The 15441-nt window shown below is 34.2% G+C and carries 19 protein-coding genes; 7 read left to right on the top strand and 12 right to left on the bottom strand.

From position 1 onward, the window contains the following. Positions 1-2 precede the first annotated feature (2 nt). From HYQ40_01095 to HYQ40_01085, 3 genes are all read left to right on the top strand, one after another. Positions 3-1001 carry a YdcF family protein gene (locus tag HYQ40_01095; GenBank protein ID MBZ6526353.1) on the top strand — a complete coding sequence of 333 codons (999 nt, stop codon included), beginning with the start codon at positions 3-5 and terminating at the stop codon, positions 999-1001. A gap of 32 nt (positions 1002-1033) precedes the next feature. Then, entirely contained in the window at positions 1034-1807 is a 774-nt protein-coding gene (locus HYQ40_01090) for a hypothetical protein (protein MBZ6526352.1), read from the top strand. Positions 1808-1884: 77 nt separating this feature from the next. Beyond that, positions 1885-2508, top strand: coding sequence for an endonuclease III (locus tag HYQ40_01085; GenBank protein ID MBZ6526351.1), 624 nt, complete (start codon positions 1885-1887; stop codon positions 2506-2508). A gap of 58 nt (positions 2509-2566) precedes the next feature. Here the strand turns inward: HYQ40_01085 and HYQ40_01080 are convergent, their stop codons facing one another. The 3 genes from HYQ40_01080 to HYQ40_01070 form a co-directional block, all read right to left on the bottom strand. Continuing rightward, complete coding sequence (locus HYQ40_01080; protein MBZ6526350.1) at positions 2567-3076, bottom strand: AI-2E family transporter; 510 nt, start codon at positions 3074-3076, stop codon at positions 2567-2569. A gap of 165 nt (positions 3077-3241) precedes the next feature. After that, positions 3242-3670 carry a hypothetical protein gene (locus HYQ40_01075; GenBank protein MBZ6526349.1) on the bottom strand — a complete coding sequence of 143 codons (429 nt, stop codon included), beginning with the start codon at positions 3668-3670 and terminating at the stop codon, positions 3242-3244. 38 nt (positions 3671-3708) lie between these two features. Next, the gene (locus HYQ40_01070) at positions 3709-4197 is read right to left on the bottom strand and encodes a cupin domain-containing protein (protein ID MBZ6526348.1); all 489 of its coding nucleotides are present in this window, start codon (positions 4195-4197) and stop codon (positions 3709-3711) included. Positions 4198-4664: 467 nt separating this feature from the next. Here HYQ40_01070 and HYQ40_01065 point away from each other — a divergent pair, with 467 nt between their 5' ends. Genes HYQ40_01065 through HYQ40_01055 form a run of 3 tightly spaced genes read left to right on the top strand, consistent with a single transcriptional unit; the run spans position 4665 to position 7607 of the window. Further along, positions 4665-5852 carry a glycine betaine/L-proline ABC transporter ATP-binding protein gene (locus HYQ40_01065; protein ID MBZ6526347.1) on the top strand — a complete coding sequence of 396 codons (1188 nt, stop codon included), beginning with the start codon at positions 4665-4667 and terminating at the stop codon, positions 5850-5852. Continuing rightward, positions 5845-6699 carry a proline/glycine betaine ABC transporter permease gene (locus HYQ40_01060; GenBank protein MBZ6526346.1) on the top strand — a complete coding sequence of 285 codons (855 nt, stop codon included), beginning with the start codon at positions 5845-5847 and terminating at the stop codon, positions 6697-6699. The genes HYQ40_01065 and HYQ40_01060 overlap by 8 nt, the downstream gene beginning before the upstream one ends. A 20-nt stretch (positions 6700-6719) precedes the next feature. Continuing rightward, the gene (locus HYQ40_01055) at positions 6720-7607 is read left to right on the top strand and encodes a glycine betaine ABC transporter substrate-binding protein (GenBank protein MBZ6526345.1); all 888 of its coding nucleotides are present in this window, start codon (positions 6720-6722) and stop codon (positions 7605-7607) included. 88 nt (positions 7608-7695) lie between these two features. Here the strand turns inward: HYQ40_01055 and HYQ40_01050 are convergent, their stop codons facing one another. After that, the gene (locus tag HYQ40_01050) at positions 7696-8565 is read right to left on the bottom strand and encodes a hypothetical protein (GenBank protein ID MBZ6526344.1); all 870 of its coding nucleotides are present in this window, start codon (positions 8563-8565) and stop codon (positions 7696-7698) included. Between the two features lie 322 nt (positions 8566-8887). After that, positions 8888-10015 carry a hypothetical protein gene (locus tag HYQ40_01045; protein ID MBZ6526343.1) on the bottom strand — a complete coding sequence of 376 codons (1128 nt, stop codon included), beginning with the start codon at positions 10013-10015 and terminating at the stop codon, positions 8888-8890. A 165-nt stretch (positions 10016-10180) separates the two neighbouring features. On the opposite strand from HYQ40_01045, the gene HYQ40_01040 reads away from it, so the two are divergent. Next, positions 10181-10630 (top strand): organic hydroperoxide resistance protein, encoded by a 450-nt coding sequence (locus HYQ40_01040; protein ID MBZ6526342.1) that lies wholly within the window; start codon positions 10181-10183, stop codon positions 10628-10630. 74 nt (positions 10631-10704) lie between these two features. Here the strand turns inward: HYQ40_01040 and HYQ40_01035 are convergent, their stop codons facing one another. The 7 genes from HYQ40_01035 to HYQ40_01005 form a co-directional block, all read right to left on the bottom strand. Further along, positions 10705-11298: an SOS response-associated peptidase gene (locus tag HYQ40_01035; protein ID MBZ6526341.1), complete on the bottom strand. Its 594-nt coding sequence runs from the start codon at positions 11296-11298 to the stop codon at positions 10705-10707. A gap of 13 nt (positions 11299-11311) precedes the next feature. Continuing rightward, entirely contained in the window at positions 11312-12190 is an 879-nt protein-coding gene (locus HYQ40_01030) for a fumarylacetoacetate hydrolase family protein (GenBank protein MBZ6526340.1), read from the bottom strand. Between the two features lie 116 nt (positions 12191-12306). Then, positions 12307-12714 (bottom strand): hypothetical protein, encoded by a 408-nt coding sequence (locus HYQ40_01025; GenBank protein ID MBZ6526339.1) that lies wholly within the window; start codon positions 12712-12714, stop codon positions 12307-12309. Positions 12715-12726: 12 nt separating this feature from the next. After that, positions 12727-13227 carry a hypothetical protein gene (locus tag HYQ40_01020; protein MBZ6526338.1) on the bottom strand — a complete coding sequence of 167 codons (501 nt, stop codon included), beginning with the start codon at positions 13225-13227 and terminating at the stop codon, positions 12727-12729. Further along, positions 13217-13762 (bottom strand): MotA/TolQ/ExbB proton channel family protein, encoded by a 546-nt coding sequence (locus tag HYQ40_01015; protein MBZ6526337.1) that lies wholly within the window; start codon positions 13760-13762, stop codon positions 13217-13219. The genes HYQ40_01020 and HYQ40_01015 overlap by 11 nt, the downstream gene beginning before the upstream one ends. 152 nt (positions 13763-13914) lie before the next feature. Beyond that, positions 13915-14649, bottom strand: coding sequence for a pseudouridine synthase (locus tag HYQ40_01010; protein MBZ6526336.1), 735 nt, complete (start codon positions 14647-14649; stop codon positions 13915-13917). Further along, positions 14646-15407, bottom strand: a complete 762-nt coding sequence (locus HYQ40_01005) for a prolyl oligopeptidase family serine peptidase (protein MBZ6526335.1) — start codon at positions 15405-15407, stop codon at positions 14646-14648. The genes HYQ40_01010 and HYQ40_01005 overlap by 4 nt, the downstream gene beginning before the upstream one ends. Between the last annotated feature and the right edge of the window lie 34 nt (positions 15408-15441).

Below are 15441 nucleotides of genomic sequence, written 5' to 3'. Positions count from 1 at the left end.
AAATGGCAATGTCATTGTTAGTTTTTATTCTTTTATTCGTACTTTGTTTTGTTATTTATAAATATGAACCTAGAACTATTTTTTTAGGTCTGGTCATGATTTTAGTCGCAATTCAAAGTGTTGTTATGTTTCTGATTTTTAACTTTAATAATTTGGCGCTAATTATGGGTATAATATTAGGTATTCTATTCTTAATTATACCTGTGGTTTTGACTATAGGTTTCTTAAGCAAACATAGAAATTTGTTCAAATGCTTAATAATTAGTTTGTTTGTCGGTATTATCATTTCTCTTCTATTGTATCTGAACGAAATTAATGTCATCGAAATACTTCAACTCCCTTTAATTACATGGGGAATTGGTTACTTTGTTTGTGGTATTTGTTTGGGTATACTAGTCGTTAACAGCTATCTTCTTTCGGCTCTGATGAATTTATTTAGTAAAGAGAAACCAAGCGTAGATTATCTCATCGTTCTAGGCGCTGGATTGAATAAAGAAAAAGTGACGCCTTTACTTGCCAAACGGATTGATAAAGCAATTCAAGTATACAAAGAAGCCCCTGATTTAATATTAATTATGTCTGGTGGCCAAGGTGATGATGAGATGATTCCAGAGGGACTAGCCATGGCTAATTATGCAATAAGCCAAGGTGTCCCAAAAAATCATATTATTATTGAAGATCAATCTGTAAATACATATGAAAACATTTTATTCTCAAGTCAGCACTTTGCCTCTGAAGATGCTTCATTTGCAATTATCAGTACAATGTATCATTTGTTTAGAGCTGAATTGATTGCTAAAAAACTAGGTTTAAAATCTGTGAGCTATGGTGCTGAATCAGGTAAGAAATGGGTATTCAATGCGAATGCTTTTATTCGAGAGTTCTTTGCTTATTTATATATGCAATTGAAGTGGGTTGTCTTATTTTCAATTCTTTATACCCTATTATACAGTTTGTTGCACTATGCGGTTTTGATGAATGCGTTCCCATTACTTTTATGATACAGTTAACATAGAATTTAGGGGGGATAATTATGAAAGAAAATATGATATTAAAGAAAATGCAGGCAGGCGAACAAGTGGTTGGCACGTTCTTTGAAACGATTGGAACTTCTATCGTAGAATGTTTAGGAATTGCGGGGTTAGATTTCTTCATTGTTGATTTTGAACACAGTACGTTTACTGCGGAATCACTGCTGGAAATTGTTCATACAGCTGAATTACGTGATATGTCTACTTTAATGAGAATAAAAGATATTAGTCGATCGAATGTATTACGTCCATTAGATGTTGGTGTTCAAGGGTTAATTATTCCAAATATTCGAACTGTTGATGAAGTTAAACAAGTGGTTGATTGGGGGAAGTACGCACCCATTGGTAATCGTGGATTTTTCCTATCTCGTGTCACTGATTTTGGCTATAGTGATAAAGTTTCCGATTTACCAGCCTACTTTAAAGAGCGTAATCAAGAAACGTTAGTCATCCCACAATGTGAAACACCTGAATGTTTAGAGAATATCGAAGAAATTTGTGCGATCGATGGTGTTGACGGTATCTTTGTTGGTCCTTTTGATTTAACGATTGCCTTAGGTATTCCCGCTCAATTTGATCACCCTATTTTTAAAGAAGCTTTAGCTCGTATTTATAAAGCGTGTCGTGATAACAATAAATTTACTTTTATCTTTGGGGCTAATACTGAGCAGGCAAAATATTATAGAGATTATGGCTTTGATGCCGTTACTTGCTCAATGGATGCTTCAATTATGATCGAAGCTTTTAAGAATATGCTAGAAACAGTTAAAAAGTAAATTTTAAACTTGTTATTCCTGTAAAATATTTAATTATATACTATAATATAATTAAAACTTATAGTAGGAATGATAAGATGCTAAGTAGAACAGATGCCAAAATCGTACTTAATGAAATTATGAATTTATATCCAGATGCAAGACCTACCATGCGATATGAGAATGCCTTTCAATTATTAATGGTTGTCATTTTGAGTGCGCAAGCAACAGATGCTTCCATTGAAAAAATTCAGGACAAATTATTTGAACGATATCCTTCGCCTGAAGCGGTCGTCGAATCGAGTATTGAAGAGATTGAAACGTATATAAATACGATTGGCTTATATCATAATAAAGCGCGATATATTTTTATGAGTAGCCAGCAATTATTAGATAACTTTGGAGGAGAGGTTCCATCTACACGTAAAGAATTAACATCCTTAACCGGTATTGGTCCGAAGTCTGCCAATATTATCTTGAGTGTCGCGTATGGCGAAGCTGCTTTTGCAGTTGATACCCATGTAACGCGAATATGTAAGCATCACAACATTGTTGACGATGATGCGACAGCTCAAGATATAGAAAAGCGTGTAACAGAGATCCTGCCCCCTGAGAAATGGGGACATGCCCACCAAGCAATGATAAACTTTGGAAGAGAAATCTGTAAACCACGTAGCCCTCTCTGTAATAATTATCCACAATTGTATGCGCATCTAGACTAGAATTTTTTAAACTCAAAACACAAAAGGAGCACAGTTATATTCTGCGCTCCTTTAGTATTTAATCATAATAGTTGTTTAAATGATTTTCTCTACGGTATTTATTGCGTACTTGGCGATACGCTGCTATAAATGGTATTAAGACTGAGGCAACAACAATCCCTAATACATTAAATATAACCGCACATAAGATCATAATCACTGCGGGTAACCAGAATGGTAGTTCTAAGTCTTTCCCTAAGAAAAAAGGTTCGATTAATTGTTCGATAATTTCGACTCCGATATATAAGAAGAGTAATAACCATCCTTGACTCGGATCACCAAATATCCATTCAATAATCACCCAAGGTATAAATGCAATCCCCGCTCCGACGACTGGGATTAAATCTAATAGACTAATTCCAATCGCAAATGCAATAGCATAACCAGGTTCATAGCCAATTCCCCAAAAGCCTAGAAAGAGTAGTAATATTACAATACCAATGACTTTTACTTCAGCTTTTGCAAATAGCCAAATATTTTTAACTCCTGTTGAAAATACTTCACCCCAAAATTGTGTGTTTGAATTCATTAAATCTATCCTTTCATTAATTACAGGTTGATTTTATTTTTAATTTTTTAGTATAGTTATATTTTAACAAATTTAGTATAAAAATCATCCGCCCTAAGACGTAAATATGCTCTATAACAAAAGACGCATTAAACAATTAATCTGTGTAATGCGTTTATTTTAGATTTATTTTACAAAGCCATTCCAATTTGTCTCAAGCAAATGATTTAAGTTTTCTTTTTGCCATTTCATATTGAGAATAGCTTTATTGCATTTTAAAATCATGCTCTTCTTTTCACCATAAAATTTGAGTGTGATTTTATATTGAATGAATCCTTTTTTCGCTTTAAAAAATTCAATATCTTCGATTGGAATGATTGCATACTCTCCACTTAAGTCTCCTAAAGTTGTAACGGTTAATAATAGTAGATTATCAGGAGTAAAATACACAATGAAATAATCTGAAGCAACTAAAAATTGAAACTTATTATACATTATAGAAGCCATTAGACCTGGTTGTGTATAACCACAAATATAATTTTTATCTATTTGGCTTCCTGGTATAACTTCTTCTATTAGGGCTTCGATATTCTCAGATTTACTAGCTGTGTTCATAGTATACATCTCACTTTCGTTTATACGGAGTCAATTCTTTAAAATGATTGACCCGTGACTGGGTCCAGTTCCGGTTTGGGTACTTGTATAATGTTCTCTTTTACTTCATCATACTCGCTGTTCTCTCCATAGCGCATATCATATGAATCTCCATTCGGATATGCGCCTACGATTATGAAGTCTTCAGTTGAATCCATCTTTTTATGGGCTGTCCCTGCGGGTAGAAAGACAACATCTCCTTGAGTAAAGGTAATAGTTTCTGACTCAGGACCTCCTAATTGCACCCTCGCCGATCCGGAAATACATGCTAACACCTCATGGGCAATCGAATGAAAATGATGTTCTGACAGAATTCCATTTATCCAACCATTTGAATAGTCGTGTTTCTCTAGGAAACTTAGAACAGCCTCTCCAGAATAGTCGTTTTGTTTAAAAATCTCATCCAATGCCTTCTTATATAGGACGACAGGCAGTTTGTTATTGGGAAAAGGTTTATTTTCTTGAAGTTGCATTTTTATTGTTTCCATTTTGAATCTCCTATCGTTTTATTTATTCTAATACTTATAGTTTATTATAACGCTACACTTATTAAATCGCACGAAATTTACCTTGCATTATATCCGCCAGAATATCAAATATATTTCTATATAAATTAAGATAAAAATTATCACAGAAGGATTATCACTTGCTTCTATGAATATAAATTATTTAATAATTGTAAAATTTTATTTGATTTCTGTTCAAAAAGTGAAAATGAGAGAATTCTTATCATATTATTAGAATGGCTAACTTAATGGATTGTAAGCGATAATCTAATTTAGTAAGCATATTCATCTTTTCGTCTGATTTTACTTGCTTTATCAACTATGTTATTGTGAAAAACGAGATTATTACAAAAAGATTACATTGAAAAGAGGTAAAATTAGTGAGAAAATTAAGAGTCGAAAACTTAACAAAGATTTTCGGAGACAATGAAAAAGAAGCATTAGACTTAATGAACCAAGGAAAAACTAAAGAAGAAATATTAGCAGCTACAGGTGCAACACTTGGAGTAAATCAAGCTACTTTTGATGTAAAAGCTGGAGAAATTTTCGTCATTATGGGCTTATCAGGTAGTGGTAAATCAACGCTTGTTCGTATGTTAAATCGTCTTATTGAACCGACTAACGGTAATGTATTTATAGATGATGCGAATGTATCACAAATGAACAAAAATGATTTACGAGATATCCGTCGTAAGAAAATTAGTATGGTATTCCAAAACTTTGGACTATTCCCTCACCGTACAATTTTAGAAAATACTGAGTACGGTTTAGAAGTACAAGGTGTTTCGAAAGCGGAGCGCCAGAAAAAAGCTGAGCGAGCATTAGATAACGCGGGCTTACTTCCTTATAAGGATCAGTTCCCTGATCAGTTATCTGGTGGTATGCAACAACGTGTTGGTTTAGCTAGAGCATTAGCGAATGATCCAGATATCCTATTAATGGATGAGGCTTTCTCTGCTTTAGACCCACTGATCCGTCGTGATATGCAAGATGAGTTAATTGAAATGCAAAAAACAATGAATAAAACAATTATCTTCATCACTCATGATTTAAACGAGTCATTAAGACTTGGTAATCGTATTGCTATCATGAAAGATGGTGAAGTTGTACAAGTTGGTACGGGGGAAGAAATTCTTTCTAATCCTGCGAATGATTATGTTAAACGTTTCGTAGAAGATATTGACCGTACTAAAGTATATACAGCACAACATATTATGGAAGAGCCAACAGCTGTTACAACTCAATTAGAAACACCGACTGAAGCGCTACGTATTATGGTAGATGAAGGCATGAGTAACATTCTTGTTGTAAATAAAGATGAGCAATTAATTGGTTATGTTACCCGCGATGAAGTGGAATCATTACTACACCAAGGTCATGATGATATATCAAGTGCTGTTCAATCAGATGTTCCAGAAGTTGAATCTGGTGCGTTAATTGATGACTTATTCGATGTGATTCATGATTCTGAAACGCCAATTGCTGTTACAAGCAATAAAGGTGAATTAAAAGGTGTTATCGTCCGTAGTAACGTTATTGGTGCCATGACAACAGACACTCAATATGATGTTATTGACAACAATGAGGATGCTACAGAAATTAAAGATTCTACTAAGGAGGAATTAGACCATGAGTAGTTTATTAGATATGTTTCCACAGTTACCTTTTTCAGAATGGATCTCTAACTTTATTGATTGGATAACTGCCAATTTCAATGTGTTATTTGATTCATTAAACAATGTTGGTACAAGTTCAATGGAATGGATGACACGTATGTTAATGTTAATTCCACCACTTGCTTTTATCATTATTGTGATGTTAGTTGCTTATTTCGTTTCTAATAGAAAAATGGGCTTATCAATTTTTGCTGGTATTGGATTATTATATATTCACAACCAGAACTTATGGGGTAATATGATGAACACCCTAACATTAATTATTGTTGCTAGTTTAATCTCGATTATCGTTGGTATACCTTTAGGTATTCTGATGGCTAAGAGCTCTCTTGCAGAGAAAATCATTCAACCTATTCTAGACTTTATGCAAACAATGCCAGCCTTTGTTTACTTAATTCCAGCTGTTTCTTTCTTTGGAATTGGTATGGTGCCTGGTGTGTTCGCTTCTGTTATATTCGCCCTACCACCTATTGTTCGTTTTACTAATTTAGGTATTAGACAAGTTCCAGAAGAATTAGTTGAAGCTGCTGATTCATTCGGTAGTACTGGTTGGCAAAAATTATATAAAGTAGAACTTCCTAATGCCAAATCAACAATAATGGCAGGAACAAATCAAACAGTTCTCTTAGCTCTTTCAATGGTAGTTACTGCATCAATGATTGGTGCTCCAGGTCTAGGTACTAACGTACTAACAGCCTTACAACGTGGACAAGCAGGAGCTGGATTTGTTTCAGGTTTCGCTTTAGTTGTATTAGCTATCGTTATTGATCGAATTTTACAAAGTTCAAATAAAAGTCGAGTAAATTAAGAGCTGAAAGGAGAAAATAAATGAATAAAAAAACAATACATATAGTTATTGGATTAATACTTGCAGCTTTACTTGTAACTGAAGTGATATATAGTGTCAATAACACAGAATTATCATCTCGTTCAACAGGTGAATCAATCCAGTTAGTCCACAACCCATGGGATACTGAAGTCGCCTCTTCAAATGTTCTTGGATTAGTACTTGAAGAAGCTGGATACAATGTCAATCTTATTTCAGTGGATAATGCAATAATGTTTGAGTCACTAGCTACCGGAGAATCCGATGCGATGACTACTGCTTGGCTACCAATCACTCACGGTGCTATTATTGAAGAATATAAAGATGACGTTGTAGACTTAGGTCCTAACTTAGAAGGTGCTACAACTGGACTTTCAGTTCCTTCTTACATGGATGTTGATTCCATTGATGAATTAGATACGCATGCAGATCAGACTATTATAGGGATTGAACCCGGTGCTGGAATTATGATTCAAACTGAAGAAGCGATGAAAGTCTACGACAATATCAGCGATTGGGATTTAGAATCTCCTTCAACTGGTGCTATGTTGGCTTCCCTTGAAACGGCCATTCAAAATCAAGAAGAAATTGTCATTACCGGCTGGACACCTCATTGGATGTTCCTAGAATACGATATAAAAATGTTAGAAGATCCTGAGTTAGTTTATGGTGAAGCAGAAAATATCAACACATTAACTCGTCTAGGATTTGCTGAAGACCATCCAGAAGCTAATGAGATTATCGATAGATTCTATTGGGAAGTAGCGGACATGGATAGTGTCACATACGCTATGCAGAACGGAACAGATGAACGCACTGCTGCTCAAAATTGGATTGATGAAAACCGAGAAACGGTTGACTCTTGGCTCGAAGGTGTTTTCGAAGATTAAGAATAAAAAATAAAATCCTCCCTAACTAAGCTTATGTGATGTAAGACTTAGTTAGGGAGGGTTTTATTTTAATTTATACATTATCTAATTAAAAGAAGTTCAATAATATTAAACTAATAATCACAATCGCAGCTGCTGGAGGATCAATATGTGATTTTGCATTTGCGTTAAATGTAACGCCAATTGCTTCACATAATAGCATAGCTAAAACTCCAAACAGACCAGCTAGCCAAATATTTCCGAATACTTGCATCGCCATACCACCAATTAATGCAACATGATGTATCATTGGAACATTAACTCCAGCGACTATAAACACTAATACAAATGCCCCAAGCACAAAACCAAATAATGGGATTTGGATGACTTCGATCATACTTGCCATAACAATTGCTAAAGAAAAACTCCATAGTATGTTGAATAAGAGGTCTTTTGTTATCAAATCAACTTTTTTAACTTCTTTTGGAAGTGCACTCATCAATTCACCATCTCCGAACACTAATCGGGCAATAATGTTTGTCGTTACAACTGAAATAGCTAAGTTATCTGCTAATAAGAATACAACGTTATCTAATAGATGAAGAACGATAGCGCCTAATACACCAAAAATACCTCCAACAATCAACGCACCTACATTTCCAGTTCCGTTTATTGGTGCAAAAATATTTGCACCATTAAATTCTTCAGCCACTTCACCAACTTCTGTTTTTAAGTTACCATTACGAGATAATTTCCCCATGTACGCTGCTGCAGCAACACCCCCAGCAAATGCCACATGTGGTGCAAAAATTGGACTAAGCGCCACACTATTTAAAAATACATCAGATCCAGTTCCTATAATTAATCCAATACCTATAAATCCTAATAGTCCAAATAATATAAATGATGTTACTCCGCCAATTGCTGCTCCAAAAACCCCACCAAAAAATGCTAAAATGAAAGGTATAATTTGTTCCATGTTTTTCTCCTTAAATTTAATATATTTTTACGAATATTAATACGACTAGTTAACAGTTTTCTTTATCAAAAGCCTCCTTCAATTGATATTGGGATTTGAATTACTTATGTTCGATTACAGTATATATGACAACGCTTACATTTACACTTTGCTATTTACCGTTTGTCCCGCTATAGTGGACGAATAGAAATATATACTTAAATTCCCGTTTTATCAGCCTTTGAATATAAAAACACCGTCCCACTATACGGAACGGTGTTTTAACTCAAAATAAATCTTCTATATAAAAAGGGAAAATAATGTTTATTTTCCCTTTTTGTATTTAATAACGTAATCTTGCTGATAAATTAATACCTTCTGGCATGTCGTCATCTGGTACGATATAGACTTTTCCTTTAGCGACAGTAACTTTTGTAATCAACTGTTTCACAAAATCCCTATCATCTTCTTCATAACTACCACTATCGGTAATTGTCCCCGTTTGCGTAAAGCCTTTATTGACTAATAACTCTTCAATACGACCTTCGACCGCACTCATAGATAAATCATCTAATTGGTTATCAATTCTGAATTCAGGTGTTGTTTCTCTGAATCGATTAAACATTGTTTCTTGTTCTTTTTTAACAATTTCAATATTTTTACTTAAAGCTTTCTCTTGTATAGTATTGAAATTAGCATTAGCACCAGACTCTTCAATACCCTCTTCAACTAGGTATGAATTTTTTGATAATTCACGGAATACAGCTTGATTCTCAGATAAAGCGTAGAGAATTAATGGTAAATCAAGAGCTGATGAGTAATTATCATGAATATAATTATCGACTATTCTGAAATAGTTCTCACGGTCAATATCTTTCTCATGACTTGTATCATTGTGTCCATGGTAACCTTGTTCTCCTCCGCCAGTTGCACCATATGCACCTGAGTTTCCGCTACGACCTGTTAATTCATTTCCTAACGCATCATTTAACGTTTTCGGGGCATCTTCATCGTCGAATGCTATTTCTTTGACTGATGTCGCATCCCCTTCAAATAGACGAATATCTTCACGATTTAAAATTAAGACATGATATTGATTCGTATATTGATAGTTTTCAATTATTGGCGTTAAATTAGGCGCTTTACCCACGGTAACTAGATTAGCTAGCGGAATACCTAAGTGATAATAATAAACCTCTTCTTCTGTAATATATAGAGCGAGTCCACCTCGATATGTCACGAGCTCAACCTCATCTAGTTTAGCTCTATCAATTTGTTCTAACAACTGTTTTGCTTCGTCTTTTCCACATTCGGCATCAATTTTCTTTTTTGCTTCTTCTAAAAGATTATTCAATTGAATCCGATCTTTATCAGAGCTGAGTGATGTCGCATGTAACTCCAAAGCAATTGTCACAAATAGCTTATCAACCTGCTCTAACTCTTTCGCCGGAAAGGCAGTTAATTTAATCATTGTGAAACCCCTTTCTTATATGTAATAACCTCATTGTATCAATATCCTAGCCGACTGTAAAATCAAACACATTTTGTTTCCGTTTTATTTTCTAAATCACATTAGTTGCATGATTTTAAATTATTGGTAATCTATATTTAGAGACAAAAGATGGAGGATGATTTAATGTCAGAAAAAAGACGCTATACTACAAAAGCAGTTAATACAGGTGGACGACATGGTATAAGTCGATTAGTTGATGGAAGTTTCAAAGTGGATGTTGCTATGCCTAAGGAAATGGGTGGACCTGGGGAAGCAGTCAACCCTGAACAATTATTTGCATTAGGTTGGAGCGCTTGTTTCCACTCAGCTCTTGAGCGCCATAAAAAAACAGCGGGAATCGATGCTGAATCTAAAGTTGGTATTGAAATCGGATTGAATACAGATCCTGAACTAGGCGGCTTCAAACTGGTTGCTAATCTTGAAGTGGGCATTGAAGGGATAGCACTCACTGAAGTTCAAAAACTTGCAGAACAAGCTCATGGCGATTGTGCTTATTCTAAAGCAACTCGTGGAAATATCGACTCTAAAGTTACCGCGATTGAATCATTTTTTATCGAAGACGTAAATAATTAAATTTTATTTTTCATACTTAAAAACAAGATTTGGAATGTTTAATTGACAGTCCATAAGCTTGTTTTTTATTGAATTTAAACTTTCATAAATGATAAATCTATATTTAGTTGGAACAGTTTTTCTTTAAGTTTTGAAGGATCCGTATTTAAATTTAAATAGTCCTTTTCGGTACCACTATCTAAAATAACTGGAACGCGATGATGTATTTCTGCCATTTGACCTTCAGATTCTTTTGTTAACATAGCATAAGTTAAAATACTACTTCCATCCTCTGTCTCGTAGCGTTCACAAACACCTGCAATTGAAAAAATGGTTGAATTCAATACTGTTATACACCACCGTTGTTTTGCATCTTGTCCTTCCACAGTTTCAAATTCATAAAAAGATGTTGCGGGAATAATACATCTTTTTCGTTTAAAAGGTTCTATGAACGTCTTTTTTTCTAGTATAGATTCTAGACGTGCATTAATTAGGGGTCGCTTTGCGAAGCTAGGTGTAAATCCCCATTGTATGGCATAGAATTTATTATTTGGAAGCAATATCATATTGTTTTGACCGGGATAGTATACTTCTCTAGTATCTTCCGGTAGATTTGCATCTAACTTAGAATTCATATAACGCTCTAATAATGCTTGTTTATTCTTTAAGTAACTATATTGACCACACAAAGCCTTCCACTCCTTAAATGATACGATTCCTTAATGTTCCAATGTCTTCAATTGTAATTTCTATTTCGTCACCTGAATCAAGCCAGTTTTGCTTCCCTTCGTTATACCCTAATACAACGCCTTCTGGTGTCCCTGTAAAAATTAAGTCTCCTGGTTGAAGTGTCATATATTTTGATGCATAGGATATAATTGATGCACAATTAAAAATCATTTTGTCCGTATTAGACTGCTGTACGACTTCACCATTTCGTTTTGTCGATACATCCAAATGATTTGGATTAATACTCTCAGCAGTCGCAATCACCGGTCCAATCGGTGCGAATTTGTCTAAAGATTTCCCTAGTAACCATTGTCCGGACCTGAATTGAAGGTCTCTAACTGATAAGTCATTACCAATTGTATAGCCAAACACATAGTCTAAAGCTTCTTCCACTGATATATTCTTGGCAGTCTTACCTATAACGATAACTAATTCACATTCATAGTCAATTTGAACACCATCCAATGGTTTAGGTATATCTTCACCATCACTAGCAATTGCATTATTAAATTTACTGAAAAGAACAGGTTCACTTGGAACATCAAGATTGGGGCTTTCAGAAACATGATCTAAATAATTTAAACCTACACAAATAATTTTCTCAGGTTTTGTTATTGGTGGTGCGATAACTAAGTTATCGTATTCCAAATAATCAGAATCATTTAAAAATTGTTTATTATTTTCAAAAGCATCTTTGATTATAGGAGAGAGATTTCTTTCAATAATTGATGCCATTGACGATCCCAAATTGAACTCCGCAAAGTTTAATAGTTTATCAATAGGAACAACTCCCTTTTTCGTGAGTAGTCCAGTATGACTGGTTTCATCAAGATAATAACTAAGTAATTTCATTCTTTAGTTCCTTTCTTTTGACTATAAGTAAGCGCATCATTGAGATATAATTTTAATTATATCAAAAATAAATAGAGTGACAATGAATCCACTGCCTCTCTATTTATTATGCGTCATTATACTTGTTGCTCAGCTTCTTCAAACTCTACTTGATTCTCGTTTAAAGCATTAATTACTTCGTCATAAGTCGCTTTAATCGCACTATCATCAGTGACTGTATATGTCGTTGAACCGTCTTCTTCAGATACACGGGTTACAACTTCATCACTTGTAACTGCTTCGTTGTCCCAAAGTATGTCAGATTGCGAAATTGTAATATTGACATGTTTATGATCTTCAGTCCCGTTATCAGTATTTACAGGCTCTTGTGGCGTTGTATTCGCTGATTTATTATTATTATCTTCTCCATCACCTAATAAACCACTTTGAGTTACTCCAAAGCCTCCACCTATTAGAAGTAAACCAGCAATAAGCCAACCCCAAATTCCGAATTTAGTTTTCTTTTTATTATTTCTTTTAGCCATCTTAATCACTCCTTAATCAAATGCATTACTTAGTTCAATTAATTGTTCTTGATATACGACTGTATTCTCTGAATTCTGGTCTATTTTTGTAATAACTGAGACGATATTACGATAATCTCTTAAAAATATCTCTTCGTTATTATATGTAAATGCAACAATCACAACTTCTTTGTCAATTGTTTCGATTTGAGAAAGAAGCCAATAATATAAATCTTGCGTTTCAGGTTTTTGTATTTTTGATCCATCTTCTAAGATAAGGTACATAGGTTCAGGATCTAAACTTGATGGAAATACAATATTGACTTTTCCAATAGACTGCTGATATGTTTGATACCATGTTTGCTCCGATGGTGATTGAGGTGCTTGCAATTGTTCTAGTCGAGTTACTTCTTCCTCAAGAGTATTGATTGTCTCTGTAGAAGCTTGAGACTGAGTTGCTAGTACCATGAATAATAAAATTAGTATGACATCAAGTAAGGGTGTCAAATCGACAATCATCTCTTTATACTTCATCGAATGAATCCTCGTATACATTACGAGCACGACGGTCTTCTATTGCATCTTTCCTCAGTAAGTAAGTTTGGACTAGTTCATTATTTTCTTCGACTCTTGCTTGTAAATAGCCGTTAAGAGCCTTAAATATAATAGCGAATACAATACCCCAAAATGTCGAAGTTAAGGCCATAAAGAATAGATTAGTGTCCATTACACCAACCATAGGTATTAATGCAATGACTGTTCCTAACAGACCCATTAATGGAAAAATGGCACAAATATTCGAAAATAAAACATACAAACTATTACTTTTCTGACGTTTTTGCAGTATCTCTTGCTCCCCGTCAGAATCAAAATATAATTTATAGTGTTCATTCATTACTCTTTGATTCTTCTTTCCTAATGCAACATTGCCTTTTGGAATTAAAATATTAAATAATTGTTTACAGCTTTCTAAGCAACGATAATATAAAAAACTAGCTCCAATCGCTATGATTATAATTAAAAAATCAAATTTAAAGAAATTATCTAAAATTGGTTGTAAGAATTGCAATTGATACTCACCTCTAATCTAATGTGATTTAATAATAACATTTTGATGGAATTTTGCGAATAATATAACTTTTATAACTTCAATTTCTAAGTTGCTCAATCGGAGATACACAGTTAAAGATGAGTTTGCTTTCACTTCCTTTAAACCCCACACTATCTCTTCGTTTTAATCATTATATTTTTTATCTTACTCAACTCATCTTCATTTAAATTCCGGTATTGTCCACTTTGAGTTGTTGAATCTAAATGAATTGGCCCAATCATGATGCGATGTAAGCCAATAACTTTCACACCACATTGTAAAAACATTCGTTTAATTTGATGTCGTTTTCCCTCTGTTAATGTAACAATTCCTGAACTTTCAATATTTGATTGACTTTCAATACTTAACCCTGCCGGCTTCAGCTGGGTGCCATCCTCTAATGATAGCCCTTCTTGAAATTGCTTAACCATTTTTTGATCCATTAAACCATTCACTGTTACATAATATTTCTTTTCTTTTGAATATTGAGCCTGTTCAAACAAATAGTGTAATTGTCCGTTATTGGTCAGAAAAACAAGTCCTGTAGAATCTCGATCGAGACGACCAACTATTGATAAACTTTCATCAAAATCTTGAGATGTTATTAAATCTAAGACAGTTTTAAACTTATTATCTTTTTTGGCACTCAATACACCCTTTGGTTTATTTAATGCTATGTATTTATGGCCTAAATCCTCTCCAATTCGTATATTATTAACTTTCACATCAAACAAGACCGGATCAACAATAAGCATTCTGTCAGTTACAACGTCTCCATCACACTTAACTTGTTTGCTTTGGATGAGTCTTTTTCTTTTTTTTAATGGAAGATTTAATGTCTTTTTTAATAATTCATCAATCGTCATTTGTTCGTCTCTATAATATGCTCTTTATGACTACGTTCAAAGAAGTCCGCGATTTTGTCCATCGTAATTGTTTGAACAAGATGTCCCGCATGTTCAAATACAACTTCCAGATTTAAATTTGGATTGTCTTCGACAAATGCTTTAGTTTGTTCGAATGGGACACGATCATCTTCGTTCCCATGCCATATAAAGAATGGTTTATTGCCTAATAGTTCCGATTGCCGAGATAAATCATATTTTGGAATCCATGAGGTTAAATCAAAGTAATCATTTGGTAAGAAAATATTACGAGTTGTCGCGTGACGATGAATCATGTCACGGTAATCAGTAAGTGCTGGTGTTCCCATTACACAAGCAGCAGCATTTATCTCTGGATTATGAGTCATCAATGCACACGTCGTCATTCCCCCCATTGATAAACCACCTACCCCTATGAAATCTGTAGTTAAATGTCTTCGTTTGAAATAATCTATGATAAAGCCGAATTCAAACAAATTAGTTTGTATACTACCAAAAAATGTCAAAGATGGCACTGAAGAAACAGGCTGAATTCGTTCCCCATGATTAGCTGCATCAGGCAATATCACACGGAAACCTCTACTCGCTAACTTGCGTCCTTGAGTAACAACTAAAGTTTTATTAATTTGCCACCCATGATAATAGACAATTATAGGTAATGCGTTATTTCTTTCAGTATCTTTCACCACTTCAAAGACAGGAATCGTTCCAATCATTCGCTTTCTTACAGTAATTTTCAATTTCTTCCAACTTTCTATTCGATTTATATTTGTT

The organism is Aerococcaceae bacterium DSM 111021, from assembly GCA_020112395.1.
Taxonomy (GTDB): Bacteria; Bacillota; Bacilli; order Lactobacillales; family Aerococcaceae; genus Ruoffia.
This window is presented reverse-complemented; position numbering and strand designations above follow the sequence as displayed.